We start from the raw sequence: 23,486 nt of genomic DNA on the forward strand, positions 1-23,486 counted from the left end.
CGGATAACTGTTTACAGTTTTGTTCGGGCCGACAGACGGCTTCTCGCCCTCACGCCTCTCTCGCCACGGGCTCCGACGCCGGCTGCTGTCTCAGTCACCGCTCTCGAACTCGGTGTACACCGGGAGGTGATCCGATCGAGGCACGCCCTCCGTCGGTTCCACTGCCCGATAGCTCGTCACCGGGACCCCGGACGGAACGAACACGTAATCGATCCGGTTGCCGACGCTCCCGTCGAAGCCGTGAAACGTTCCGGCGGGACCCGCGACCTCGCTCGCGGCGCGACGGGCGTCCTCGAGGGGGCCCGCGGTCAGCGTCCGGTGTGGCGGCGAGCCGGCCGTACAGTTCGCGTCCCCCGTCACCACCGGTAGTTCGCCCTCTTCGAGGCGCTCGTTCGCACGCCGCCGCAGGAGTCTGGCGGACCCGAGTCGCGCCCGCTCTCCGCGGTGGTCGAGGTGCGTGTTACAGAACCAGACCGTGTCCGCCGACCGTCGGTCCCGCAGGCGAACCCACGTCGCGACCCGCGGCAGGGCCGCGTCCCAGCCGACGCTCGGTTCTGTCGGCGTCGCCGAAAGCCAGAACGCGCCCGACTCGAGGCACTCGAACCGGTCGGATCGCCATCCGACGGGGACGAACTCGCCGTCGCGCTCACCGTTCCGGCGCCCGACGCCGTGCCAGTCGTACGCCTCGAGTCCCGCTTGCAGGTCGTCGTACTGGTGTGGGAGCGCTTCCTGACAGCCGACGAGATCCGGATCGATTCGGTCGAGTGCCTCGAGCACCCGTGATTTGCGCTCGTCCCACGGATGTTCGTCTGCCGGCTCGTCGTACCGGACGTTGAACGTACACGTCCGAACGCCACGCGATGACATACTCCGTAACTCACGATCTACCGGGTAATGATTGCGGATCCGATTCGCTCGTCGGCTGGTAGCGCGGCTACGGGCGACGGTCACGAATCGGTGTCTTGGTGCCAGAGCATCGAGGCCACCGAAAAAACGGGAGAACGCAGCGCGAGTCGAGCGCCGATCAGTCGGCCTGGACGGCTTCGGCTTCTTCCTCGCGGTAGTGGACCTCGATGAGGTCCTCGTCGATCCGGTTGAGGGCCTCCTTGGGCAGCATCGAGAGCAGGTCCCAGCCGAGTTCGAGCGTCTCTTCGATCGAGCGGTCGGTCTCGTACCCCTGCTGGACGAACTCCGACTCGAATCGGTCGGCGAAGTCGAGGAACTTGTTGTCGCGCTCGGACAGCGCCTCGCGGCCGACGATGTTCACGAGGTCGCGTAGGTCCTCACCCTCGGCGTAGGCGGCGTACATCTGGTCGGAGACGTCGCCGTGGTCGCCGCGGGTCAGCCCCTCGCCGATCCCGTCGTCCATGAGCCGCGAGAGGCTCGGCAGGACGTTGATCGGCGGCTCGATACCCTGGCTGTTCAGGTCGCGGTCCATCACGATCTGACCCTCGGTAATGTAGCCGGTCAGGTCCGGGATCGGGTGGGTGTCGTCGTCCCCGGGCATCGTGAGGATCGGGATCTGCGTCACCGACCCCTCGCGGCCTTCGATACGGCCGGCGCGTTCGTAGAGCTGCGCCAGGTCCGTGTACATGTATCCGGGGTAGCCACGGCGACCCGGAACCTCCTCACGTGCGGCACCGATCTCGCGCAGCGCCTCACAGTAGTTGGTAATGTCCGTCAGGATGACCAGCACGTGGTATCCCTTCTCGAAGGCGAGGTACTCCGCCGTCGTCAGCGCGAGTCGCGGCGTGACCGTTCGCTCGACTGCGGGGTCGTCCGCGAGGTTCATGAAGACGACCGAGCGCTCGAGTGCGCCCGTGCGCTCGAAGTCCTGCATGAACTCGTTCGCCTCTTCCTGGGTGATCCCCATCGCGCCGAAGATGACTGCGAATTCCGAGCCCTCCTCGTCGTCGTCACCCTCCTCTTCCTCTTCCGGCACGGTCGCCTGTCGGGCGATCTGGAGTGCGAGTTCGTTGTGGGGCAGTCCGGAGCCGGAGAAGATCGGCAGCTTCTGGCCACGAACCAGCGTGTTCATGCCGTCGATGGCGGAGACACCCGTCTGGATGAACTCCTCGGGGTACTCCCGGGAGTAGGGGTTGATCGCTTCACCGACGATGTCGATGCGCTCGTCCGGAACGATCTCGGGACCGCCGTCGATCGGGTTCCCGGAGCCGTCGAGCACCCGTCCGAGAAGGTCCTCGGTGACGGGCATCTTCATCGTCTCGCCCAGGAAGCGAACGGACGCGTTGCGGTCGATACCGCCCGTCCCCTCGAAGACCTGGATCGAGACGAGACCCTCACTCGATTCCAGCACCTGTCCGCGCAGGGTGTCGCCGTCCGGCGTCTCGATCTCGACGATCTCGTTGTAGCCGACGGGTTCGTCGACCTCGGCGAACACCAGCGGACCACTGATTTCCGTGATTGTCTGGTACTCTTTCATTGTTAGTACAGTGCTCTGATCTGCTCTTCAAGATCCGATTCGAGTTCGTCGATGAACTCGTTCCACTCCTCGGCGACACCCATCCGGTTGAGCCGTGGAGCGGCATCGACGTCCTGGACCTCTTCGACCGGGACGCCCGCCTCGAGCGCCTCGAAGGCCTCGTCGTTGAACGTCTTGATCGCACCGAGCATCCGGTAGGTCTTCTTCGGGTCGCAGTAGGTGTCAACGTCGTGGAACGCGTTCTGCTGGAGCCAGGCCTCACGCAGGTATCGCGCGATCTCGAGCGTGAGCTGCTGGTCTTCCGGCAGTGCGTCCTTGCCGACGAGCTGAACGATCTCCTGGAGTTCGTCCTCCTCGTCGAGCACGTCGACAGCCCACTGGCGCCGTTCCGGCCAGTCTTCGGCGACGTTCTCCCGGAACCACGGGTCGAGTTGCTGGCGGTACAGCGAGTACGACTCGTTCCAGTTGATCGACGGGAAGTGACGTCGCTCGGCGAGGTCCGCGTCCAGCGCCCAGAACGTCTTGACGATACGCAGCGTGTTCTGGGTGACGGGCTCGGAGAAGTCGCCGCCGGGCGGCGAGACCGCGCCGATCACCGACACCGATCCCTGCGTCCCGTTGATGTTCTGGAACAGGCCGGCGCGCTCGTAGAACTCGGAGAGCGCAGCGGCCAGGTATGCGGGATACCCCTCTTCGCCGGGCATCTCCTCGAGTCGGCTCGAGATCTCGCGCATGGCCTCTGCCCACCGGGAGGTGGAGTCGGCCATCAGCGCGACGTCGTACCCCATGTCGCGGTAGTACTCCGCGATCGTGATTCCCGTGTAGATACAGGACTCACGGGCGGCGACGGGCATGTTGGACGTGTTCGCGATGAGACACGTTCGGGACATCAGCGGCTTCCCGGTCTTCGGGTCTTCCAGTTCCGGGAAGTCCTCGATGACCTCGGTCATCTCGTTGCCACGCTCGCCACAGCCGACGTAGACGACGATGTCTGCGTCGGCCCACTTGGCGAGCTGGTGCTGGGTGACCGTCTTCCCGGAACCGAACGGACCGGGAATCGCTGCGGTCCCACCTTTGGCGATCGGGAAGAGGCCGTCGAGGATTCGCTGGCCACTGACCAGCGGGATCGTCGGCGTCTCCTTCTCGGCTGCGGGGCGGGCCTCGCGGACGGGCCACTCCTGGTGCATCGTGATCTCCTCGCCGGATTCGAGTTCGGCGACGACCTCTTCGACCGTAAACTCGCCTGCCTCGATCGAGGTGATCTTGCCGCCCTCGTAGTCCGGCGGCACCATCACTCTGTGCGTGATGCTCGCGGTTTCGGGGACTTTGCCGATGACGTCGCCGGGTTCGACGATCTCGCCCTCGGCGACGGACGGGGTAAACTCCCACTGCTTCTCGGGGTCGATCCCCGGCGCGTCGACCCCGCGGTCGAGGAACGCCGAGCCCATCTTCTCCTCGAGTTCGTCGAGCGGGCGCTGGACACCGTCGTAGATGGAGTCCAGCATCCCGGGTCCGAGGTCGACGCTCAGGGGTTCGCCCGTGTTCTCGACGGGTTCACCCGGGCTGACACCCGAGGTTTCTTCGTACACCTGAATCGTGGTCAGGTTCCCTTCGATCTCGATGACCTCGCCCATCAGTCCTTCGTCGCCGACGTAGACGACGTCGTTCATCCGGGCGTCGAGGTCCGTGGCGGATACGACCGGACCGCTCACGCTTTCGATTACACCGTCTTCGTCGACGGATTCGATGTCTTCTGCCTGGCTCATAGTTACTCGCTGTCTTCGTCCTCTTCCATTAGGTCGATACCGATCGCGCGCTTGATCTGGTCGCGCAGTCCGCCGCCACCGGTTCCGCTCCCGATGGTGACGACGACCGGCTCGACGCTCGTTTCGACGTTCTGGCGGACGTTCCGCGAGAGGTACTCGAGGTCGTCGTCGTGCATGACGACGATGCCGATTTCCTCGTCCTCGAGGGCGGCCGTCGCGGCGTCGTCGAGCGACTCCGCTTTCTCCTCCTCGGGGACGTTCTCGAAGCGTCGAACGCCCGCGAGTCGGAACCCGGTCGTAAACTCCGGACTGCCGACGACTGCGATCTCCTGACTCATAGGATCACCAGCTCTTCTTCGATCTCGCTTTCGGTGAGACCGACCTCTCGGCCGCGTGCGATTGCACGGATGTTCTCGACCTCGCGCTCCTTCGCGAGGATGTACGACAGCACCGCCGAGACCGAGGTCGGGTAGATGCTCGAGAGCGTATCGGCGTACTCGAGCAACGCAGCGTCTAGTGCGTGCTCGAACTGGATAAGGCTGTCAGCATCTCGAAGTCGATCCATCGCACCCGAGAGTCGGTCGCCGTACCGTTTGTTCTCGCCGATATGATCGACGAGTTCGTCGTAGTCCGTGACGAGTCGACTCAGCTCCGTCTCGTCGAACAGGACGCCGCCCTCGATGTAGTAGGCTGCGGGGTCGAGGTCGGCGCCACTGCGGGCCAGCCGCAGCGCGTTCCGTGCGTTACGGAAGTCGATCTCGGCCTGCAGGAACTCGATGTAGAGGGCTTCCGGCCCCTCCTGGGGTTCGCTGGCGTTCGGCCGACTGACTCCCTCGAGCAGGTGCTCGAAGAACTCCCGGTCCAGCGCGTTCTCGAGCGGAACGAGCGCGCCCGTCTCCTCGAACTCCTCGTACGCCACGCTGAGGGGTTCGTAGTAGATCGTGCCGTAGAGGACGTCGATCACGTCCTCGATCTCGTCGACCTCGAGCAGCCGATCGATCGTCCGATCGTCGAGGTCGCCGGCGCGGATGAGATCCGTCTGAATCTCCTCGGCGTCCGAGTCGGTGTACACACCGCGGATGATCGTCTTGAGATTCCAGACGTCGAACTTCCGGAGGTACCGGGCGATGAGGTCGTAGAGCCGTCCCTCCGACCAGTCCAGCAGGTCGTCGAAGTGCTTCGCGAGGTTGCGATTCAGCGCGTACTCGATCAGGTCGACTCCCGAAAAGCGTGTCCCGAGCGCGTTGATCTCGCGTTCGTACTCCGTCTCCTCCATGAACCGTGCGATCTCGCTCGGCCCCATCCGGATCAGCTTGCGATAGTCTTCGTCCGAGAACAACGAGGCTCGGCGTGACCGAACGCGAGCGTTCACGTATTCCGGATTCGAGGCACCTGCACTCATTGCTCGAAGAGTTGGTTGCTGATCTCCCGGAGGTTATCTTCCCACACGTCCTCGAGCACCGAGTCGAACGTGTTGTTGACCCGAACCCGAGACTGGTCGCTCTCGACGACGACGCCACCGAGACAGTCGCGCTCACCGGCGTACTCGTAGCCGTCGTAGTCGTCGAGGATCGACTCGATCAGCTCCCGGTCGTCCGCACGACCGTAGACGCTGACGTCGTCGCCCCCTTCTTGTGGGCTTTGCCCGCTCGAACGGTCCGAGGCGCCGAGCGCCTCGCTGTCGTCGAACTCCGTGCTCGCGGCCTCGAGCAGCTCGCGGGTGAGCTCCTCGCGGGTGTCGCCCTCGAGGGCGGCGAGTTCGTCTTCGACCTGTTCCCGGACGTCACCGAGGACGTCGCGGCGGGCCTCCAGGCGCTTCTGTTTCGCCTCCAGTTTCGCACTGGAGAGTCGCTGTTCACGTAGTTGCTCGGTCTCGCGCTCGATCTCCTGCTCTGCGTTCTCGAGAGTCTCGTCGGCGTCGGCTTCGGCGGCCGATTCGATCTCCTCGGCGCGAGCCTCGCCCTCGTCGCGGATATCCTCCGCACGCGCGCGGGCTTCTTCCCGAATGTCTTCTACGACTGTGTCCAAACTCATTGTAAGAGGGGGTGGTCGCTTATTGGACCAGGAAAATGGCGACGATCGCGAAAATGACGAGCGTTTCCGGCAGAACGGTCATGACGATACCGGGAACGAACATGTCGTCGTCTTCTGCGATTGCGCCAACGGCAGCGGCACCGATACCCCGCTCGGCGTATCCTGCGGCGAGCGATGCGAGACCGACTGCGAGTGCAGCGGCACCCACGTCGGTGAGGAAAGGCGCTTCCTCGACAGCTTCTCCGTTTTGCAGTACGATGTGGGCGAGTTCTGGTAGGGTTTCGATCATAGGTGTCTAATACTCACTGTGGGTTCGATTGCTCCGAACAGCCGTATCTGTCTCTGCGCCCCCCATAAAACTCTCGAAACAATTCGACACAGCTAACCCCTCTCGTCGGTCTCGAGACGGCGTGCTAACCCATCTCACTCACGTCGACCGACCGGTGCCCGTTGTCAGCAACACAAAAATGATATAAACAGAACGTTACCCGAGGCGAGTCTCAGTCAGCCTGTGGTTGGGCCGACGGCGACTCTTCGGTCTCCTCGTAGTCCTCGTAGCCGAACGGCTCGTACTCCTCGCCACCGCCCTGGTAGAACTTCTGGAAGAACTCTACGTACTCCAGACGGAGCATCTGGATACCCGCTGCGGTAATCCCCAGCAGGAGGACCAGGATGTGCCCGAGGACGAACACGAGGATTGCGGCCGGAATCGTGATCCAGAACGGATCTGCGTGGATGAGGCCGACGAAGTCCTGTTCGTAGCCCGTAACGTCGTACGTCGGGAGGTTAAAGGCCGTGTACCCGTCCTGGGTGTAGCCGCCGAAGACGAGCAGGTTCACGGCGAACGCCATCCCACCCTTCGCGAGCAGGACGGCGACCATCCGCAGGTACGAGAGGACGTGGCCGAACGCCCACGCTGGGACCTCGAAGAGGCCAGCGATTCCCTCGCCGACGCCGACCATCACGGCGCCGACGAAGAACGCGACGAGGCCGACGATGCCGACGATCTCCGGAAGTCCAGCGAAGCCGAAGAACTCGTAGAGAACGGCTTCTTCGGTGGTGCCGACGAGGAATTCGGGCTTCTCGTCGACCAGGTGAACACTGAAGATCCAGATGAACAGACCGTTCATCGTGAGAATCCACGACAGACGCTCGTAGACTGCAGCCTTGACGCTGTGACCGAGCTCGTTGATGAAGCCCAGGATCAGTCCCATGTTCAGGTGGATCAGGCCGAAGCCGATGCTGAAGACGATCCAGAAGATCGCCCAGTCGGTCGCCTGGAGGCCCTTATCGAGCGTTCCCGCGAGCGGGAGCATGAGCCCCAGATCGGCCATGTGGACGCCGAAGATGTCGTCGTACAGCCAACCGAACAGTATCGTGAACGCGCCGGCCCAGATCCCGATCGTACCCAGCGCCTTGCCGGCGTCGGAGTCAAAGATCTTCCAGCAGCCCCAGCCCATCAGCATGTAGAGGATCCCGTAGCCGATGTCCCCGATCATAAACCCGAACGCGAACGGGTAGGTCAGGAACACCAGCACCGTGGGATCGAGTTCGCTGTACTTGGGCTGGCTCACCATCTTGACCAGCAGTTCGAACGGCTTCGCTGGCGTGATGTTGTTGAGAATGACCGGCGGCTCGTCGTCCATCGTCACGGCGCCGCTGCCGCGTTCGCCGGACTGTGGCTGGCCGCCGTCGGTCGCGGCCTTTCGCTGTGCCGGCTGGTCGGCGTCCTCGGTCTCGGCACTCGGCTCGTCGCCGTCACCGTCTCCGCCGCTTCCGGTGTGGGCCTCCGCACCGTGTTCGTGCTCCTCGTAGTCGGCGGTCTCGAGCTCTTCGATCTCGACACTGTCGCCGACGGCGTCGCGCAGCGCGGAGACGAACGCCTCGTACTGGTTCGCGGGAATCCAGCCCTCGGCGATGAACGCCCGGTCGCTGGTCGCGAACTGCAGCGGCGCTTCCGCGCGCTGGACCTCGATGGTCAGCTCCTCCTCGACGCGCAGCAGGAACGAGCCCTCGTTGGCCTTGATCTGCTCGAGTTCCGCGTCGATCTCCTCGAGTTCGGATTCGAGTTCGCGCTTTCGTTCCTCGAGGTCGGCGACGTACGCGTCGGGGCCCTGCTCGGTTTCGGGCACCTCGTAGCGGGCGAACTCGACGCCGACGAGCGCGTCGTCGACGACGTTTTCCTCTGTCGCGTCTTCCGTCGGTGCGGCGACGACGGCGACGACGTCACCGCCGGTGAACGTCTCGAAGGCTCGGATCTCGTCCGACGCCTCGAGTGCGTCCTCGACGTCCGCTACCGGCCCTTCGCCGACCAGGACGTCGACCGACTCGTACCCCGACAGCAGGTCGAGGTCGATCCCCAACTCCGCGAACGGGGCGACCCGGTCGATACGATCGTTGACCTGGCGGAGCTCCTCGCGGACCTCGCTACGACGGTCGTCGAGCTGGTTGATCTTCGTGCGAATCCGCTCGAGTCGCTGTTCCCAGTCGTCGTCGATCGTCCCTGGGGCGGTGTCCTCCTCGGACAGTTCCAGGGCACTCTCGAGCGCTCGGACGGTCACCAGCTTCTCGGAGGCGTTCTCCGCCCCTTCGATCGGGTTTCCGTTGTCGAACCCCTGCCAGGAGCCGTCGTAATCCGAGAGATGAACCAGGTTCAGTTCGTGGATTCGTTCGATGACCGTCGGCATCACAGCCTTCGAACCGGTCACCGAAACCTTGCTCATCCGCTCAGGTCTGAGCATGGACGTCCTCCTGGAACAGTTCGACGACGTAGTCGGTTACTTCGTCGACCCGGTCTTGGGCACGCTCGGCGAGCGCCTCGCGCTCCTGTTCGCCCTCGCGAAGGACGCGCTCACACTCTTCGTCGATCTCCTGGCGCGCCTCCTCGAGGCGACGCTCCTTGAGATCCCGCGCTTCTTGTTCCGCTTCCGTGCGAATCTCCTCGGCACGTTTCCGGGCCTCGGCTATCCGCTCGTCGCGGTCGTTCTCTGCCAATGCGACGATCTCGTCGGCCTCTTCCTCCGCCGACTTAATTCGTTCGAGAACCTCTGGCCTCGGCATACTCTAAGCAAGGGAACGTTTGCGGCAACGCGTATATGGTAGTTGCGAAAGTATCCCGGCCGATTGCGGTCTCAATCGGCGGTAGTCGGTTATTATCCCGCCGGCTGTACCCGCCCGTCGAAGTCGACGAGACCAACCGGCGAGTCCAACGCACCGGCTCACGGCGACAGTGTCTCCGAACGCCGCCGTTCGTCCGGGAACAGTAGACATATGCCAGTCGGATCGAAAGCCACTCCCAATGGGAGTTCTCGAGAACAAGGCCCGTGCCCGGCTGTTCTACAAGTACCTCTCGCAGGTCTACGATCGGGTGAACCCCTTCGTCTGGACCGAGGAGATGCGAAACGACGCCCTCGAGCTACTCGACCTCGAGTCCGGAATGACGGTCCTCGACGTCGGCTGTGGAACCGGCTTCGCGACCGAGGGACTGCTCGAGCACGTCGACGAGGTGTACGCCATCGACCAGAGCGAACACCAGCTCGAGCAGGCCTACGCCAAGTTCGGCAAGCGGGCGCCGCCGGTACAGTTCCATCGCGGCGACGCCGAACGGCTGCCGTTCGCGACGAACACGTTCGACGTCGTCTGGTCGTCGGGCTCGATCGAGTACTGGCCGAACCCGATTCTCGCCCTGCGCGAGTTCCGGCGCGTGCTGAAACCCGGCGGGCAGGTGCTGGTCGTCGGGCCGAACTATCCCGACAACCCCGTGACGCAGAAACTGGCTGACGCGATAATGCTCTTTTACGACGAGTACGAGGCCGACCGAATGTTCAAAACGGCCGGCTTCGAGGAGGTCAAACACGCGTTCATGGGCCCGGAGTACGAACCGGAGGTCGCGATCACGACGATCGGACGCGCTCCGGAGTAGTCACGGGTCGGCGTTTCGGGTCACGATTCACCGCGCCAAGCGTCACGTCGCCGTCGTCTCGGGGGAGGCTACGCGGCGACCGTCGAGGGTGAGCGTGACCGTGATCGAATCGCCCGATTCGATCCGTGGCTCGTTCGTTCCGGCGACGGTGAACGCCGCTCGTTCTCTCGTCGTCCACGTCTGATCGCTTGCTGCGTTGAACGGTCCGCGTGGGGCTCCGGCGAATCCGTCCGCCCCGACGAAGGGAACGGGTGGCTGTTTCGAGAGCGACTCCCCGTCCACTGCGACGGTGACCGAGAGTTCGTCGACATCGATCGGGTCGCCGGAGACGTATTCGAGCGTGATCGTCCCCGAATCGCCGTCGACCGCCAGTTCGAACGCCGCGGTCACGCGTGCCGGCTCCATGGTCCCCATGGTCCACGTGCTGGCTCCGATCACGACGACGGTCGCCAGCGCGACGGTAATGCCGACGAGTAATAGCACGCCGACCAGCGGGGCGATTCCGCGCCGGCCGACGCTGCCTGCCCGTTCGGGTCGGTCGACCGATGTCGGAGACACGGGTCGTCTGGCCGCGCCTTCGTACATAAAGTCGCAGATAACGTTCCGACTGACTTCCCAGTCCCCGTTCCGTCAGCACTCGTCCTGCTCAGCCCTCGCCGCCCGAAACAGTCACTTCGACGGTTCCGTCCGCGGACGCAACTTCGACGTCGTACTCGCTCGCAGGCGGCAGGATCCACAGCGTGCCGTCGATGCCGGTCTCCCCGACTTCGGTGCCGTCGACCGAAACCGTCGCGTTTTGCGGTTCGTCATCGTCTGCGCCGGTTACCGACACCTTCGCCGGCCCGTTCGCGGGCGTCTCGGTGATCGATAGCTCGAGGTCGTCCTCGATCCAGTTCGTCTCGTCCGTGGTGGGCAAGGACGCGACGCGCAACTGCTGGATCTCGCGGTGGACGCTCGCGGTCCCGCCGTCGACGTACACCTCGAGTGCTCCCTGCGTATGACCGACGTCGAGCCAGTAGAGGTTCTCGGAGCTGTGGTCCTGGAAGTGCGGTGAGCCGTGCGTATCTGCCCACGGATAGAACACCATCGTTCGATCGAGCGCCTCCGACGTTTCGATGGTTGCGAACTGGTCCGGCTTGTCGGTGTCTCGGTGGGAGAACCGGGTCGTCTCCACGACGTAGTTTCTGTCGTCGACGGTGGAGATGCTGTATCCGTCCTCGGACGTCTGGATCAGCAGTTCCGTGCGCTGATTCGGTTGCATCGTCGACTCGAGATCGCTCCGTATCGGCGTCGTATGGAAGTTGAGTACCTTATCGACCGCATTTGCTTCCTGTGGCGAAATCGAGTAGCCGCGGATCTCGTTCGCTCGGTCCCGCAGGTCGCTGAGTACGCTCGAGAGCACCTCCGCTTCGTTGTGGTTTCGAATCAGCGTCTGTATCAGCTCGGTAGTCGAGGGACCCCCGTCCGCGTGTTCCCGGACGACCTCGCGCTCGCGGGACTCGAGTCCGTCGGATCGCTCTTTGAGCCGGTCGTAGGCTGCCTCGACCATCTCTGCCTGTTCTTCGGTCGAGGCGTCGTCGAACTCGCGGTCGAGCAGGCGATACTGTTTGTGATCGACTCGAAGTTCGTCGTCGCTGCTGGCGAGTGCAGTCCCCAGGTCGTTGCTGTGATCGGTGTGTTCGCTTCTGACGTCGCCGTCGAGCTGGAGGCGGTTCGTCGTATCGTTGGCTTCGACGGGAGCGGCGTACTCCGTCGTGTTATTGGACTCGACCGAGCTCACGTGCAGAGAATCCTCCTGTTGCGGAGATTCGCCGACACCGGCCAGGTCGTTCCCCACGCTTCCCGCTCCGGAATCGGCCGCGGTGACGGCCACCGCGGGAAGCGAGACGACGAGCAGCAACGCGAGGAGGACAGCTGTCGCGCCGTTCATCGCTCCACTGGTAAACACTCCTGATATAAAAGATAGTCGACCAGTAGCGGAGTGAAACGACTCTCAGAGACCGACGGATACCGTTTAGTTTCATCTGTAACGTTTTATTTTCGTATGGAAAGTGTTTTTTCCTCTGAGAGACCACCGGGTGATACACATGCGGTTATCCGCCGCGGTAACGTTCGCGCTGGTGGTCCTTCTCGTCGGCTCCGTCTCGGGAGCAGCGGTCGCCGCATCGGTGGCGTCCGCACCAGCAGCGGCGACTCACGCTCCGGCGGAATCACAGCTGGAATCGACAGCCGCGACCGCGGGCACGAGCCAGGCCGAAATCAGCGAGCAATCCTCACCCGCCGATCCGGCGCAGGTGATCCGGATCAACGTGACCACGAGCGGCGACGCCGAGTGGACGATCGAAAGTCGATTCCTCCTGACCGACGACGAGGACGTCGAGGCGTTCCTCGAGTACGCCGATGCGGTCGAATCCGGCGATCGTGACGGTGCCTACGATCGTGATCAGTTCGAGCCCCACGTCCAGACTGCCGAGGAGACGACCGACCGCGAGATGTCGATCGAAGGCGACGGCTGGGAAGAGCCGCGTCTCGAGTCCCCCGACGACGACCGCGAGGACGACACCAGGGTCGGTGTTCTCTCCTACTCGTTTACCTGGACCAACTTCGCGATGGTGGACGAAAAGCGGATCTACTTCGGCGACGCGTTCCAGACTGCCGACGGCTCCTGGCTCTCGATGCTCGCCGACGACCAGCGTCTCGTCGTCCAGTCGCCGCCGAACTACGGCTTCCACGACTACAATCTCCCAGTCAGTCCACAAGAGGGCGCACTGATCATCGACGGACCGTACCAGTTCAGTGGGGACGAACTCGAGGTCGTCTTCCTCCGCGGCGCTGGCGAAAATGGCGGCACCGGTCCCGCCGACGGCTTCCTGATTCCCAGTGCGCGCTGGCTCGCCGGCGGGATTTTCCTCCTCGTCGTGGCGGTCGGCACCACGAGTTACGTCCTCGCACGTCGGTCGGCCGACCGCGAGTGGCCGACCGACCTCTCGCTCGAGCGGCTCCCGTGGTCGAAGACGGAGGACACCACCGAGAACTCGAGCGGAAGTGATCCGCCGGAGGAGGCCGGTGTCGCGTCGGCCTCGCGTTCGCCGCCGGAGCCCGCACCCGAAGCCGTGGACCAGTCCGACGACGCGGGCCAGGAGTTCGCGTACGCCGAGGCGGACGACGAGGTCGATCCCGAACTGTTGAGCGACGAAGAGCGCGTCCTGCGCCTGCTCAGGAAGAACGGTGGCCGAATGAAGCAGGCCTCGATCGTCACGGAGACGGGCTGGTCGAACGCCAAGGTGTCACAGCTCCTCTCGAAGATGGACGACGACGAGGAGATCAAGAAGCTCCGAATCGGTCGCGAGAACCTCATCACGCTGCCCGAGATCGATCCGACGGAGATCGACTAAGCAACGAACCTTTTGCAACGAACTTTTTTCGCGGGGGCATCGCGACCGGCCTATGGCCGGTCGCTCAACCCCCACCAAAAAACTTCGATGAAAAAAGGCCGAGCGCGCTGTAAGCGCGCTCGGTGAAGCCGCTCACTCCCTTCGGTCGTTCGCGGCAGATCAGAAACTGCCTGCCCTTCCCCGAGTCCCACGGCTCGCCACGTCCGTGGCTCGCACGTGCTCCCGGCCATAGCGCGCAGGCGCTTCGTAAAACGAAGCGAAGACGGGTAGATCCGTCGTGTGAATTACGCCAGCGGCGTCCGCTCGACCACTTGCCCGTCGTAGGTCGGATACTGCTCGACGATCTCGCCCTCCTCGAGATCGCCCTCCTCGATCATCTCCTCTAGGAGCCACCAGGCGACCTCGACGTGGTTCGACTTGACGGTGTAGAACTCCTCGGGGACGCCCAGGTCGGCGAACCGCTCGGGGTCGGTGTGGGTCTTCCCGTAGACGAGCGTCCCGTCGTCGGTGACGTCGTCGAACTCCCGGCGGACGTTTCGGGCGGCCCGTTTCAGACGACGACGGTGCTGGGCGGCGTCCTTGAACACGGAGGTACAGAAGTACACCTTCTCGTGGTCGCCCATGACGTCGAGAATAGCGTCGCGGTCGTTGTCGACGGCGCTCATGTGGCCCTCCTTGAGTTCGAATCCCTTCTCCTGCATCCGGCGGTAGTTCCCGTCGGACATCTCGAACTCGTTGATGTTGCAGAAGTCGGCCGCGCCCTCGTCTAAGAACTCGAGGAACTCCTCCTCGGCGCGGATCCCGGGAATCTCGAACGCGGGCGTGAGTCCCTCCTCGCGGGCGATGTAGAGGATTTCCTCCCACTCGGTGCCGTGCATCTCTCCCCACAGCTCGAGCGGCGGGTGAAAGCGAATCTCGTCGAGGCCGGCCTCGGAGAGGCGGCGCATGTTCTCGCGCCCGCCAGGAATGCCGGTGTAGAGGTGGGTGTGGTGGTCCTCGCCGAACTCGTCTTTCAGCAGCTCGAGGTAGTGACAGGTCCGCTCGAGGGCCTCCTGGGGCTCGCCGCCCGTGATCGACGTGCCGAGTGCGTCCATCCGGTGGGCTTCGGTGAGGACGTCCTCGTCGGACTCGACCTGCCGTTCGTTGGCGTAGACGTCCGTGACGTTCTTGCGGTTCTCGCCGAGCGGGCAGTAGAAGCAGTCGCGCTGGTCGCAGTAACCGTAGACGAACAGCACCATCTTGCCGCCTTTCGCGCACTGCTCACAGCCCTTCGAAATCATTCGCTAGAACGTAGTCAGCCGAGCCTCAAAAACTGTGCGAAACGCCGTTACTGAATGCTGTGTGGTGTTCACACGATTGGTTCCGACTGCGGGTCACACGCAGATCCGCCTGCGATTCCGTGGTCCCAGAAGATGGAAATACCGCGGCGTGCAACCACGAAGCGATGCTGCTGGTCCTGTGTGTCGACCTCGACGACGACCTCGGTCGGAAGACCGACTTCACGACCCCGGTGATCGGCCGTGACGCCGTCGAGGAGGCAGCCGTCGCGCTCGCGACAGCGGACCCCGAAGACTCCGACGTCAACGTCGCGTTCCAGGGGGTGCACATCTACGACGATCTGGCGAGCCGCGACGAGAGCGTCGAGGTCGCCGTCGTCACCGGCAACGAGGACGGCGATATCAACGCCAACCGCGAGGTCGGCGAGGAGGTCGACACCGTCCTCGCGAGTCTCTCGACGGCCGAGGACGTCACCGCGCTCGTGGTCACCGACGGTGCGCAGGACGAGTCCGTTATCCCGGTGATCCGTTCGCGAGTCCCCATCGACGGCGTCCGTCGGGTGGTCGTCAGGCAGGCCCAGAACCTGGAGTCGATGTACTACACGTTCAAACAGGTGCTGAACGATCCCGAGACCCGCGGAACGGTGCTCATTCCGCTCGGGATCCTTCTGCTCATCTACCCGCTCGCGCTGGTCGGAACGGTGCTCGAGATGCCCGGTGTCGTCCTCGGCACGACCTCGACGCTGCTCGGTCTCTATCTCATCTCGCGAGGACTCGGCCTCGGCGAGCGACTCGACGACACCGTCGAGAGCGCCCGTCGATCGCTGTACGCCGGCCGCACGACGCTGCTCGCGTACGTTGTCGCCGCCGCGTTGCTCGTTCTCGGCGGGGTCAGCGGGGTGAACGAACTCGAGCGCGTCCAGGCCGAGGCCGCCGGCGATGTCGGCATCCCCGTCATGCTTTCGGCGCTGCTGTACGGCTCGGTCCAGTGGTTCGCCGCCGCCGGTATCACCACGAGTCTGGGGCAGATCACCGACGAGTACATTGCGGGCCGACTCGAGTGGCGCTACCTCAACGCACCGTTTTACGTCGTTTCGATCGCGATCGTCCTCTACGCGGTCAGTGCCTACTTCCTCAATGCGGTCAGTATCACCTTCCTCGCGACGGCACTGACCGCGGGCACGCTGCTCGGAATCGTGAGCACGCTCACCTTCGCGGTCGCCGAATCACACTTCTCGGACGAAGAGACGCCTCGAACTGACAGCGCCTGACCCGTCTCCGACGATTACCGCTCGCGCTCGACGACGAACTCCGCGAGTTCGAGCAGGTAGTCTCGCGCCCCGTGGTCGACGACGTCGACGCGTTCTAAGGCGTCGATCGCTCGGTTAGCCTCCGTGCGAGCGCGAGTGTTCGCTTCCTCCGGACTGAGGTCGGTCACCTGCACGACCGAGGGCCGCTCCAGGGTGGCGTCGTGTCCGGTCGGCTTGCCGAGGTCTTCGGGTGCGGCGACCGCGTCGAGGACGTCGTCCCTGATCTGGAAGGCGATGCCGACTCGCTCGGCGTACTCGCCGAGCGCTTCGACCGTGAACGGATCGGAGTCGGCAGCGATCGCACCGAGTTCGGCCGCGGCCCGGAACAGCGCGCCGGTCTTTCGCCTGGCAAGGATCATGTACTCCTCTTCGTTGGTCGGCTGGGCGGAGAGTTCGGTCGCCTCGCCGATCCCGAGTTCGACCATCGCCTCGGCGACGACCTGGGTTGCGTTCGGATCCGCGGAAAACAGCGCGAAGGCTTCGCCGAGCAAGCCGTCGCTCGTGATGATCGCCGGCCCGTGACCGAACTTTGCCCAGGCGCTCGTCGTCCCGCGACGCAGGTCGGAACGGTCGATGATATCGTCGATGACCAGCGAGGCGTTGTGGACGAGTTCGATACCGACACCGAAGTCGACTGCGTCTTCGGGCTGTCCGCCGACGGTTTCGCAGGCGAGCAGCGTGACCATCGGCCTGACACGCTTGCCGCCCGAGAGCGCGACGTGGCGAACTTCTTCGTTGAGCGTCTCGGGTTCGACCCCGTCGATAACGGTGACGAGACGCTCCTCGATCAGCGCCTGGCGGCGCTCCAGAAGTTCCATTACCCGCGCTTAGGAGAGGGCAGAAAAGTAGCTAACGGATCAAGAACGATGCAACCTTCTTTTTCGCTCGGGATCGCAGCGAGAACTTCGCGTTCACTCGGTCTTCACACCGCTCGCTCACCACTCACGAAACGATCTGAACGAAAAATGTCGATCGCGTCTTCGACTCGGGTAGTGGTGCTTACCCGCCGAACTCCTCGGTCAGCGCCGGAACCACGTCGAAGAGGTCGTCGTGGATCGCGTAGTCGGCGATGTCCATGATCGGCGCGTTGGGGTCCGTGTTGATCGCGACGATCGTATCGGAGCCCTTCATCCCGGCGACGTGCTGGACGGCGCCCGAGATGCCGATCGCGATGTAGACGTCCGGCGTGACGACCTTCCCGGACTGGCCGACCTGCCGGTTCTTCGGCAGCCAGCCGCTGTCGACGATCGGCCGCGAGGACGAGACCGTCGCGTCGAGCGCGTCGGCGAGTTCGTGGATGATCTCGAGGTTCTCCTCCTCTTCGATGCCGCGGCCGACGGAGACGAGCACGTCAGCCTCGCTGATGTCGACGTCGCCGCCGCCGACCTCCTCGAAGCCGGTGACCGTCGAGCCGACGGCGTCCTCGTCGATCTCCGCGTCGAAGGCTTCGATCGAGGCGTCGCCGGTTCCCTCTGCGCCGGACCACTCGGCGCCGCGGATCGTCGCGACGGCGGTACCCTCGAGTTCGGTCGTTACCTCGACCTTGCCGCCGTACATCTCTCGAGTCGCGACCAGGGTCTCGCCGTCGGTCTCGAGGCCGACGGTGTCGGTCACGATCGGGAGATCGAGCGCGTTCGCGACCGCGGGGGCGTAGTCCAGCCCGTTGACGCTGTTCGGTGCGAGGACGTACTGCGGCGCGAGGTCGTCGTAGAGCTGCGTGAGCACCTGCGTGTAGACGTCGTGGTTGAACTCCTCGCCGTGATCGACGGTGTGGACGGCGTCGACACCCTCTCGGTTGAGTTTCTCGCCGAACTTGTCGACGGTGCCGCTGATGACGGCGACGTGGAGGTCGCCGCCCGTGTCGTCCGCCAGCTGGCGGCCGGCGGTGATAACCTCGTAGCTGACGTCGCGCAGTTCGCCGCGGCGGTGGTCCGCGACTGCGAGGACGTCCGTCATGGCGCCACCCCCTTCTCGCGGAGCAGTTCCCCGAGTTCGCTGGCGGTCTCCTCGGCGCTTCCTTCCCAGACCGTCGCGTCGGTTTCGCTTTCGGGCTCGTACATCTCGGTCAGCGTGACATCGCCCTCGATCGTGCTCTCGTCGACGCCGAGGTCGGCCAGTGTCTGGACGTCGAGTTCCTTCCGCTGGGCCTGACGAATACCGCGCAGGCTGGCGTAGCGGGGCTCGTTGATCCCCGTCTGGATCGTGAGCGCGGCGGGGAGTTCGACCTCAGTGAGCTCCTCGACGCCACCCTCGAGTTCGCGACGGACGGCGGCGCGGTCGTCCTCGAAGTCGTGCTCGAGGTGGTTGACGACGGCGGCCCACTCGAAGCCGAGTTCTTCGGCCAGCGAGACGCCGGTGGCACCCCAGCTATCGTCGCCGGACTGGACGCCGGTCAGTACGAGGTCGGGATCCTCGGCCTCGACGACCGCCCGGAGGATCTCCGTCTTCGCGCCGACGTCGAGCACGTCGACGCCCTCGAGGGAGTCGTCCCAGACGCGGATCGCGCGATCGGCGCCCTTCGCGAGCGCCTGTCGGATCGTCTGCTCGCAGTCCTCGGGGCCGATCGTCACCGTGACGACCTCGTCGGCGATCCCGGCTTCCTGGATCTGGACGGCTTCTTCGACCGCGTAGTCGTCCCATTCGTTGAGATCGGCGCCGAGATACTGCTCGGCGATACTGGTGCCCTCGATCTCGAACTCGTCTTCGACGGTCGAGACCTCTTTGACCGTAACGAGGATCTTCATCATCTATTGCTCGTACGCCCCACCCGTAAACGTTTTCGAAACACTGTGTCACGCAGTCCCAGTTGATTCGTCATCCCCGCGAGGAAATCGGGATTCGTGCCGTGGTCGTGTCGGATCGCGTCGTCCGTGTTTCGGACGTACGGGGCCAACTGGCGCTCTCAAGACGGAAACGGTTTAACGACGCCACCGGTAGTACGCCTCATGGCAGACTGTCCACTCGCTGACGACTGTCCGAGCTTCTCCGAACGCATCTCGGGAATGGGTTGTCAGCACTACGGTGACCGGGGTGGAAAGGAGTGGTGCAACCACTACAATCAGCCGATCGACGACCTCAAAACCCAGCCTGTCAAGTCCGGTGAAGAGGTTATCGTCGACGTCGTCGACATGCACGAGAGCGGTGCCGGCGTCGGCCGGACCGACGACGGCTTCATCGTAATGGTCGACGGCATCCTGCCGGAGGCTCGCGCACGCGTCGAAATCACGCGCGTCCACAGTAACCACGCACGCGCAGAGAAACTCGAGTTACTGCCGATGGATCCGGAGGAAATGGACGAGGAGGGAGACGAACTCGAGGCCGAAGCGGACGACGCCGACGAGGACGACACCGACAGCGAGGAAGAAGCCGAGGACGAAGACGAGGACGACCGTGACGGCAGTCGCCCCTACTCCCGCGAACGCCTCGGCAGTCGCGAGAACTTCTGGGGTTCCTGATCGACCGCCCTCGAACGGACAGGAGTGGACAGCTCCGAATCGGAACGCAGCGTCGCTTTTCTTCTCCGCGCCGACGTCTCGAGTGACGATCACCGGCTGCGACCGTGGAAGCTTTGATCCTACCGACAGCTAGCAACTGATATGTTGACGCGAGCCCCGGGTTCCGGTGGAGGCGATTCCCGTGATCGATGACGTCGAGGAACTGCTCGAGGAGATCGGCTTCGAACCCGAAACCAGCGTGTTGACCCACCGGCAGGCACAGGTGCTCGTACTGCGCGAGCGCGACGTCTCTCAGGCCGACATCGCCGACGCGCTGGGGACCTCCCGGGCGAACGTCTCGTCGATCGAGGCGAGCGCCCGAGAGAACGTCGCGAAGGCGCGCGAGACGGTCGCGTTCGCGGAAGCGCTGCGAGCGCCGGTCCGCGTCCGCGTCCCCGAAGGGACGGACCTCTACGACGTTCCACAACTCGTCTACGAGGCCTGTGACGAAGCCGGCGTCAAGGTCGACCACAGTGCCCCGGACCTGATGAAGGTCGTCAGCGACGCCGCCGGCAACGCCATCTCCGGACGACAGGTCGCGGCGTCGCTGACCGTGAGCGTCACCTCGGAGGGCGTCGTCCAGGTTCGTCACCAGGAGTAGCGCCCCACCACCCTCGAGCCGTCGTCGGCCGCGGGCGCTTGCCAGAGCACGGTGGGCGGTACTGTCGGACAAAAGGCGGTGAGACGGTGTCCGACTGTTCGCGACCGCTCTTCGAACAGTTCTCTCCGACAGTATTTGTATCCGGCAGCCGTCTGTCGCCGTATGAACCTCGATCTCGACGGCAACGTCGCACTGGTGACCGCTTCCTCAAGTGGGCTCGGCTTCGCGAGCGCGCAGGCACTCGCCGAGGAGGGTGCAAACGTAACGATCTGTGGCCGTGACGAGGATCGACTCGAGGCGGCCCGCGAGGAGATCGCCGAGACGGCGGCGGGCGAGGTGCTCGCCGTCGAGGCCGACATCACCGATCCCGCGGACGTCTCGCGGCTCGTGAGCGAGACGGTCGAGGAGTTCGGCGGACTCGATCACGTCGTCACCTCCGCCGGCGGGCCGCCGAGCACGACCTTCCTCGAGACCAGCGAACAGGACTGGTACCAGGCCTACGACCTGCTGGTGATGAGCGTCGTCTGGACGATCGAGGAGGCCCATCCGCACTTACTCGAGTCCGACTATGGCACGATCACCTGCATCACCTCCCGAACCGTCCAGGAGGTCGCCGACGGCCTTCTGCTGTCGAACGCCGTGCGACGCGGCGTCATCGGGCTGGTCAAGACGGTCTCCAGGGAGTTCGCGCCCGAGATCCGTGCCAACGCGGTGCTGCCGGGGACGATCGAGACGCCTCGGATCGAGGAACTCGTCGAGGCCCGCGTCGACCGCGGCACCTACGACGACTACGAGGAGGGGCTGGCCGACCTCGCGACCGAGATTCCGATGGATCGCATCGGCGACCCCCGCGAACTCGGCGAAGTCGTGGCCTTCCTCTCGAGTCCGCGCTCGAGTTTCGTCAACGGCGTCGAGGTGCCGATCGACGGCGGCCTCTTGCGGAGTTAGCACCACACAGCGAGCCGCTGACGACCCCGTGTTTGCGGTGGCGCGCTGTCGGTCGTTCCCGCTGTACTCGCGGTTCTCGTTGGTCACCGTCTGCTCACGGACGCACAGCGTCCGTTCGCATGGTATGCGAGACCTTCGGTCTCGCACTATTCGCTTTTCGGGGCGCTCGCACGCTCGTCCCTCGCCGTCGTTCGAACCGAGTGCGAGGGATGAGTGAAGGAGCGGAGCAACCGAACGAATCGGTTGGGAGGGTGTGGAAATTCCGAGGTGATCGTGAAGGGCGGTATCGAACCCGGTCGCAAGTCCAGGTGAAAAATATTGAACTATTCTATTCTGCCCTCTGTGTAACTGCGAGCTAGGGGGGATCAGAAGATAGTTAACCCACATCATCATAACAGATGCTATTCGTTTGTGATAACGGGGGAATAGGATAGATGGTGGAGGAAGGAACGATAGAACAGGCAACAGTAAATGAAATGACCCGCTGGAACCGGGTATTTTCCATCCCCGGAAGCAGACGTGTCGTTCTCGCTCTCGGAGGACTGTACATCGCACTCGCTGCTGGATGGATCTTTCGGCAGGCGTCTCTGGGCACGTCCGTTGCGACTATCCTGATCGTTTCTTCGTTCATCGGCGGGTCGGGGATCATCCTTTTTGGGGGCGGATATCGACTGCCAGAAACGGACATCCACCCGACGTGTTACCCCGCCGTCGCAGGGAGGTGTCTCACCGGATTCGGGGTAATGATCGGTATTCTAACGTTGTATCATCTCCAGCCAGACACCGGTATTACCAATCCAGAACGCTCTCTCCCCATTCTTACCGGATTCAGCAGCGTCGCTGGCTTCGGTGTCGGAATATACGATGCACGGGCCAAAACACGTGCCCGAGAACTCAAACTCCAGAATCGGAAACTGCAGCGAACGGAAGAGCGTCTCAAAGAATCGAACGAACGACTCGAACAGTTCGCCTATGCGGCCTCCCACGACCTGCAGGAGCCACTGCGAATGGTTTCGAGCTACCTGCAGCTCATCGAGAGCCGCTATGCCGACGAGTTCGACGAGGACGGTGAAGAGTTCCTCGAGTACGCGATCGACGGCTCGGAACGAATGAAGGAGATGATCGACGGCTTGCTCGAATATTCGCGCGTGGAAACACAGGGAGAAGCGTTCGAACCGATCGATCTCGACGAAATACTCGCGGATGCGTGCCAAAATCTCGAGATACAGATCGACGAACGTGATGCTGTCATCGACAGTGAGGAACTTCCTCGCGTCGAAGGTGATGCGAGCCAGCTCCGACAGGTCTTCCAGAATCTCATCTCCAACGCGATCGAGTACAGTGGAGACGCGCCTCCACAGGTCGACATCTCTGCCGAACGTGACGGCGAGGAGTGGATCATCTCCGTTCGTGATAGCGGTCTTGGAATCCCTCCGGAGGAACAAGACCGCATCTTTGAGGTATTCGAGCGACTCCACAGCCACGAGGAAAGTTCGGGAACGGGAATCGGACTCGCACTCTGTAACCGGATCATCGAACGTCATAACGGTGAGATCTGGGTCGAGTCCGATCCCGGCGAGGGGACAACGTTCTCGTTTACGTTACCGGCTTCGTCGAAGCAGACAGAGACTACAGCAGCAATGGGAGAGTCAGTATCAACTGAGTAGCACTGCGATCCAACTGGTCTCTGTTGCAGTCGCGAATAAGTAATCGTGTCGGGGGCCCGCGGCGCTAAGTTCGGGTGAACTACGTATCGTTTTGAGCGGGCCAACCTCGCTGCGGTGGCGCGCGCTGTCGATTGGGTTCGAGCGAAGCGAGGCGCGAGCGTGCGAGCACCTCGAAAAACGAGCGGTGACCGGCAGGAACCGCGAGTACAGCGAGACCCGATCGACGATACTGTGCGAGGTCTTCGCGAGTAGCGCGGGACCGGCGGAACGAATCGGATGGGGAGGGTGTGGAAATCCCTGTTGTCAGTGTGTGTATTACGTATGGAGCGACCGTTTACCGAACAGTATCCAACAAGTATCGAATACAGAATGACACTGGACAAGAAGATATTTTACCCTAAAATTACCACGATATTACATGTCCTCCAGAAACGCACGGAAAGAACTCCCTCCTGAAATCGGTGCAGGGGTTGCTATCGTCCTGTTCGTAAGCCTCGCATACGCCTTGCTGGCCAGACAGATCTTTCTGTGGCTATTCAGCGTCGCCACCATCGGAATCTCGGTATACCTTCTCTATCTATTTTACCGATTAGTGATCGCTGTAGAAGAAATAGCTCGCAAACTGTGAG

23 protein-coding genes are annotated in these 23,486 nt (G+C 63.4%); 8 read left to right on the plus strand and 15 right to left on the minus strand.

Annotation, left to right across the window (positions count from 1 at the left end; translation table 11 throughout):
- Positions 1-90: 90 nt before the first annotated feature.
- From CV102_RS11600 to ahaH, 9 genes are all read right to left on the minus strand, one after another.
- Positions 91-867, minus strand: coding sequence for an endonuclease/exonuclease/phosphatase family protein (locus CV102_RS11600; RefSeq protein WP_148858163.1), 777 nt, complete (start codon positions 865-867; stop codon positions 91-93).
- Between the two features lie 157 nt (positions 868-1,024).
- Complete coding sequence (locus CV102_RS11605; protein WP_148858164.1) at positions 1,025-2,443, minus strand: ATP synthase subunit B; 1,419 nt, start codon at positions 2,441-2,443, stop codon at positions 1,025-1,027.
- A gap of 2 nt (positions 2,444-2,445) precedes the next feature.
- Positions 2,446-4,209, minus strand: a complete 1,764-nt coding sequence (locus tag CV102_RS11610) for an ATP synthase subunit A (RefSeq protein ID WP_148858165.1) — start codon at positions 4,207-4,209, stop codon at positions 2,446-2,448.
- 2 nt (positions 4,210-4,211) lie between these two features.
- Entirely contained in the window at positions 4,212-4,547 is a 336-nt protein-coding gene (locus tag CV102_RS11615; RefSeq protein WP_148858166.1) for a V-type ATP synthase subunit F, read from the minus strand.
- Positions 4,544-5,611, minus strand: coding sequence for a V-type ATP synthase subunit C (locus CV102_RS11620; protein WP_148858167.1), 1,068 nt, complete (start codon positions 5,609-5,611; stop codon positions 4,544-4,546). The genes CV102_RS11615 and CV102_RS11620 overlap by 4 nt, the downstream gene beginning before the upstream one ends.
- The gene (locus CV102_RS11625; RefSeq protein WP_148858168.1) at positions 5,608-6,243 is read right to left on the minus strand and encodes a V-type ATP synthase subunit E; all 636 of its coding nucleotides are present in this window, start codon (positions 6,241-6,243) and stop codon (positions 5,608-5,610) included. The genes CV102_RS11620 and CV102_RS11625 overlap by 4 nt, the downstream gene beginning before the upstream one ends.
- Before the next feature lie 19 nt (positions 6,244-6,262).
- A complete protein-coding gene (locus CV102_RS11630; protein ID WP_148858169.1) occupies positions 6,263-6,532 on the minus strand; it encodes a hypothetical protein in 270 nt (89 codons plus the stop codon).
- A 211-nt stretch (positions 6,533-6,743) separates the two neighbouring features.
- Positions 6,744-8,984, minus strand: a complete 2,241-nt coding sequence (locus CV102_RS11635) for a V-type ATP synthase subunit I (RefSeq protein ID WP_187432945.1) — start codon at positions 8,982-8,984, stop codon at positions 6,744-6,746.
- Complete coding sequence (gene ahaH, locus CV102_RS11640; protein WP_148858170.1) at positions 8,971-9,303, minus strand: ATP synthase archaeal subunit H; 333 nt, start codon at positions 9,301-9,303, stop codon at positions 8,971-8,973. Before ahaH ends, CV102_RS11635 begins: the two co-directional genes overlap by 14 nt.
- A 238-nt stretch (positions 9,304-9,541) precedes the next feature.
- Here ahaH and CV102_RS11645 point away from each other — a divergent pair, with 238 nt between their 5' ends.
- Positions 9,542-10,165 (plus strand): methyltransferase domain-containing protein, encoded by a 624-nt coding sequence (locus tag CV102_RS11645; RefSeq protein WP_148858171.1) that lies wholly within the window; start codon positions 9,542-9,544, stop codon positions 10,163-10,165.
- A 42-nt stretch (positions 10,166-10,207) separates the two neighbouring features.
- Here the strand turns inward: CV102_RS11645 and CV102_RS11650 are convergent, their stop codons facing one another.
- Positions 10,208-10,723, minus strand: coding sequence for a type IV pilin N-terminal domain-containing protein (locus tag CV102_RS11650; RefSeq protein ID WP_233710673.1), 516 nt, complete (start codon positions 10,721-10,723; stop codon positions 10,208-10,210).
- A gap of 88 nt (positions 10,724-10,811) precedes the next feature.
- Positions 10,812-12,095 (minus strand): DUF7096 domain-containing protein, encoded by a 1,284-nt coding sequence (locus CV102_RS11655; protein WP_148858173.1) that lies wholly within the window; start codon positions 12,093-12,095, stop codon positions 10,812-10,814.
- 157 nt (positions 12,096-12,252) lie between these two features.
- On the opposite strand from CV102_RS11655, the gene CV102_RS11660 reads away from it, so the two are divergent.
- Positions 12,253-13,560 carry a helix-turn-helix transcriptional regulator gene (locus CV102_RS11660; RefSeq protein WP_148858174.1) on the plus strand — a complete coding sequence of 436 codons (1,308 nt, stop codon included), beginning with the start codon at positions 12,253-12,255 and terminating at the stop codon, positions 13,558-13,560.
- 284 nt (positions 13,561-13,844) lie between these two features.
- Here CV102_RS11660 and CV102_RS11665 read toward each other — a convergent pair whose 3' ends face one another.
- Positions 13,845-14,840 carry a radical SAM protein gene (locus CV102_RS11665; RefSeq protein ID WP_148858175.1) on the minus strand — a complete coding sequence of 332 codons (996 nt, stop codon included), beginning with the start codon at positions 14,838-14,840 and terminating at the stop codon, positions 13,845-13,847.
- 164 nt (positions 14,841-15,004) lie between these two features.
- Here CV102_RS11665 and CV102_RS11670 point away from each other — a divergent pair, with 164 nt between their 5' ends.
- Complete coding sequence (locus CV102_RS11670) at positions 15,005-16,108, plus strand: DUF373 family protein (protein ID WP_148858176.1); 1,104 nt, start codon at positions 15,005-15,007, stop codon at positions 16,106-16,108.
- 14 nt (positions 16,109-16,122) lie between these two features.
- On the opposite strand, the gene CV102_RS11675 is transcribed toward CV102_RS11670, so the two are convergent.
- The 3 genes from CV102_RS11675 to CV102_RS11685 form a co-directional block, all read right to left on the minus strand.
- Positions 16,123-16,965: a polyprenyl synthetase family protein gene (locus CV102_RS11675; protein WP_148858177.1), complete on the minus strand. Its 843-nt coding sequence runs from the start codon at positions 16,963-16,965 to the stop codon at positions 16,123-16,125.
- Between the two features lie 181 nt (positions 16,966-17,146).
- The gene (locus CV102_RS11680; RefSeq protein ID WP_148858178.1) at positions 17,147-18,103 is read right to left on the minus strand and encodes an electron transfer flavoprotein subunit alpha/FixB family protein; all 957 of its coding nucleotides are present in this window, start codon (positions 18,101-18,103) and stop codon (positions 17,147-17,149) included.
- On the minus strand, positions 18,100-18,891 hold the full coding sequence (locus CV102_RS11685; RefSeq protein WP_148858179.1) for an electron transfer flavoprotein subunit beta/FixA family protein: 792 nt from the start codon (positions 18,889-18,891) through the stop codon (positions 18,100-18,102). The genes CV102_RS11680 and CV102_RS11685 overlap by 4 nt, the downstream gene beginning before the upstream one ends.
- 201 nt (positions 18,892-19,092) lie before the next feature.
- Here CV102_RS11685 and CV102_RS11690 point away from each other — a divergent pair, with 201 nt between their 5' ends.
- The 5 genes from CV102_RS11690 to CV102_RS11710 all read left to right on the plus strand — a co-directional run bounded on the left by CV102_RS11690 (position 19,093) and on the right by CV102_RS11710 (position 23,485).
- On the plus strand, positions 19,093-19,602 hold the full coding sequence (locus CV102_RS11690; protein WP_148858180.1) for a TRAM domain-containing protein: 510 nt from the start codon (positions 19,093-19,095) through the stop codon (positions 19,600-19,602).
- Positions 19,603-19,783: 181 nt separating this feature from the next.
- Positions 19,784-20,242: a Tfx family DNA-binding protein gene (locus CV102_RS11695; RefSeq protein ID WP_148858181.1), complete on the plus strand. Its 459-nt coding sequence runs from the start codon at positions 19,784-19,786 to the stop codon at positions 20,240-20,242.
- 162 nt (positions 20,243-20,404) lie between these two features.
- Positions 20,405-21,190: an SDR family oxidoreductase gene (locus CV102_RS11700; protein WP_148858182.1), complete on the plus strand. Its 786-nt coding sequence runs from the start codon at positions 20,405-20,407 to the stop codon at positions 21,188-21,190.
- A 1,007-nt stretch (positions 21,191-22,197) separates the two neighbouring features.
- Positions 22,198-22,857: a sensor histidine kinase gene (locus tag CV102_RS27135; RefSeq protein ID WP_306438842.1), complete on the plus strand. Its 660-nt coding sequence runs from the start codon at positions 22,198-22,200 to the stop codon at positions 22,855-22,857.
- Between the two features lie 418 nt (positions 22,858-23,275).
- The gene (locus CV102_RS11710) at positions 23,276-23,485 is read left to right on the plus strand and encodes a hypothetical protein (RefSeq protein ID WP_148858183.1); all 210 of its coding nucleotides are present in this window, start codon (positions 23,276-23,278) and stop codon (positions 23,483-23,485) included.
- The last annotated feature ends 1 nt before the right edge of the window (position 23,486 follow it).

The sequence above is a fragment of the Natronococcus pandeyae genome, from assembly GCF_008122205.1.
GTDB lineage: Archaea > Halobacteriota > Halobacteria > Halobacteriales > Natrialbaceae > Natronococcus > Natronococcus pandeyae.

Coding starts and splice junctions, on each gene's coding strand:
- CV102_RS11690 (WP_148858180.1), top strand. CDS start 19,093: ATGGCAGACTGTCCACTCGCTGACGACTGTCCGAGCTTCTCCGAACGC.
- CV102_RS11625 (WP_148858168.1), bottom strand. CDS start 6,243: ATGAGTTTGGACACAGTCGTAGAAGACATTCGGGAAGAAGCCCGCGCG.
- CV102_RS11655 (WP_148858173.1), bottom strand. CDS start 12,095: ATGAACGGCGCGACAGCTGTCCTCCTCGCGTTGCTGCTCGTCGTCTCG.
- CV102_RS11665 (WP_148858175.1), bottom strand. CDS start 14,840: ATGATTTCGAAGGGCTGTGAGCAGTGCGCGAAAGGCGGCAAGATGGTG.
- CV102_RS11675 (WP_148858177.1), bottom strand. CDS start 16,965: ATGGAACTTCTGGAGCGCCGCCAGGCGCTGATCGAGGAGCGTCTCGTC.
- CV102_RS11700 (WP_148858182.1), top strand. CDS start 20,405: ATGAACCTCGATCTCGACGGCAACGTCGCACTGGTGACCGCTTCCTCA.
- CV102_RS11710 (WP_148858183.1), top strand. CDS start 23,276: ATGTCCTCCAGAAACGCACGGAAAGAACTCCCTCCTGAAATCGGTGCA.
- CV102_RS11680 (WP_148858178.1), bottom strand. CDS start 18,103: ATGACGGACGTCCTCGCAGTCGCGGACCACCGCCGCGGCGAACTGCGC.
- CV102_RS27135 (WP_306438842.1), top strand. CDS start 22,198: ATGGTTTCGAGCTACCTGCAGCTCATCGAGAGCCGCTATGCCGACGAG.
- CV102_RS11610 (WP_148858165.1), bottom strand. CDS start 4,209: ATGAGCCAGGCAGAAGACATCGAATCCGTCGACGAAGACGGTGTAATC.
- CV102_RS11645 (WP_148858171.1), top strand. CDS start 9,542: ATGGGAGTTCTCGAGAACAAGGCCCGTGCCCGGCTGTTCTACAAGTAC.
- CV102_RS11615 (WP_148858166.1), bottom strand. CDS start 4,547: ATGAGTCAGGAGATCGCAGTCGTCGGCAGTCCGGAGTTTACGACCGGG.
- CV102_RS11605 (WP_148858164.1), bottom strand. CDS start 2,443: ATGAAAGAGTACCAGACAATCACGGAAATCAGTGGTCCGCTGGTGTTC.
- CV102_RS11660 (WP_148858174.1), top strand. CDS start 12,253: ATGCGGTTATCCGCCGCGGTAACGTTCGCGCTGGTGGTCCTTCTCGTC.
- CV102_RS11620 (WP_148858167.1), bottom strand. CDS start 5,611: ATGAGTGCAGGTGCCTCGAATCCGGAATACGTGAACGCTCGCGTTCGG.
- CV102_RS11635 (WP_187432945.1), bottom strand. CDS start 8,984: ATGCTCAGACCTGAGCGGATGAGCAAGGTTTCGGTGACCGGTTCGAAG.
- CV102_RS11630 (WP_148858169.1), bottom strand. CDS start 6,532: ATGATCGAAACCCTACCAGAACTCGCCCACATCGTACTGCAAAACGGA.
- CV102_RS11600 (WP_148858163.1), bottom strand. CDS start 867: ATGTCATCGCGTGGCGTTCGGACGTGTACGTTCAACGTCCGGTACGAC.
- CV102_RS11670 (WP_148858176.1), top strand. CDS start 15,005: ATGCTGCTGGTCCTGTGTGTCGACCTCGACGACGACCTCGGTCGGAAG.
- CV102_RS11685 (WP_148858179.1), bottom strand. CDS start 18,891: ATGAAGATCCTCGTTACGGTCAAAGAGGTCTCGACCGTCGAAGACGAG.
- ahaH (WP_148858170.1), bottom strand. CDS start 9,303: ATGCCGAGGCCAGAGGTTCTCGAACGAATTAAGTCGGCGGAGGAAGAG.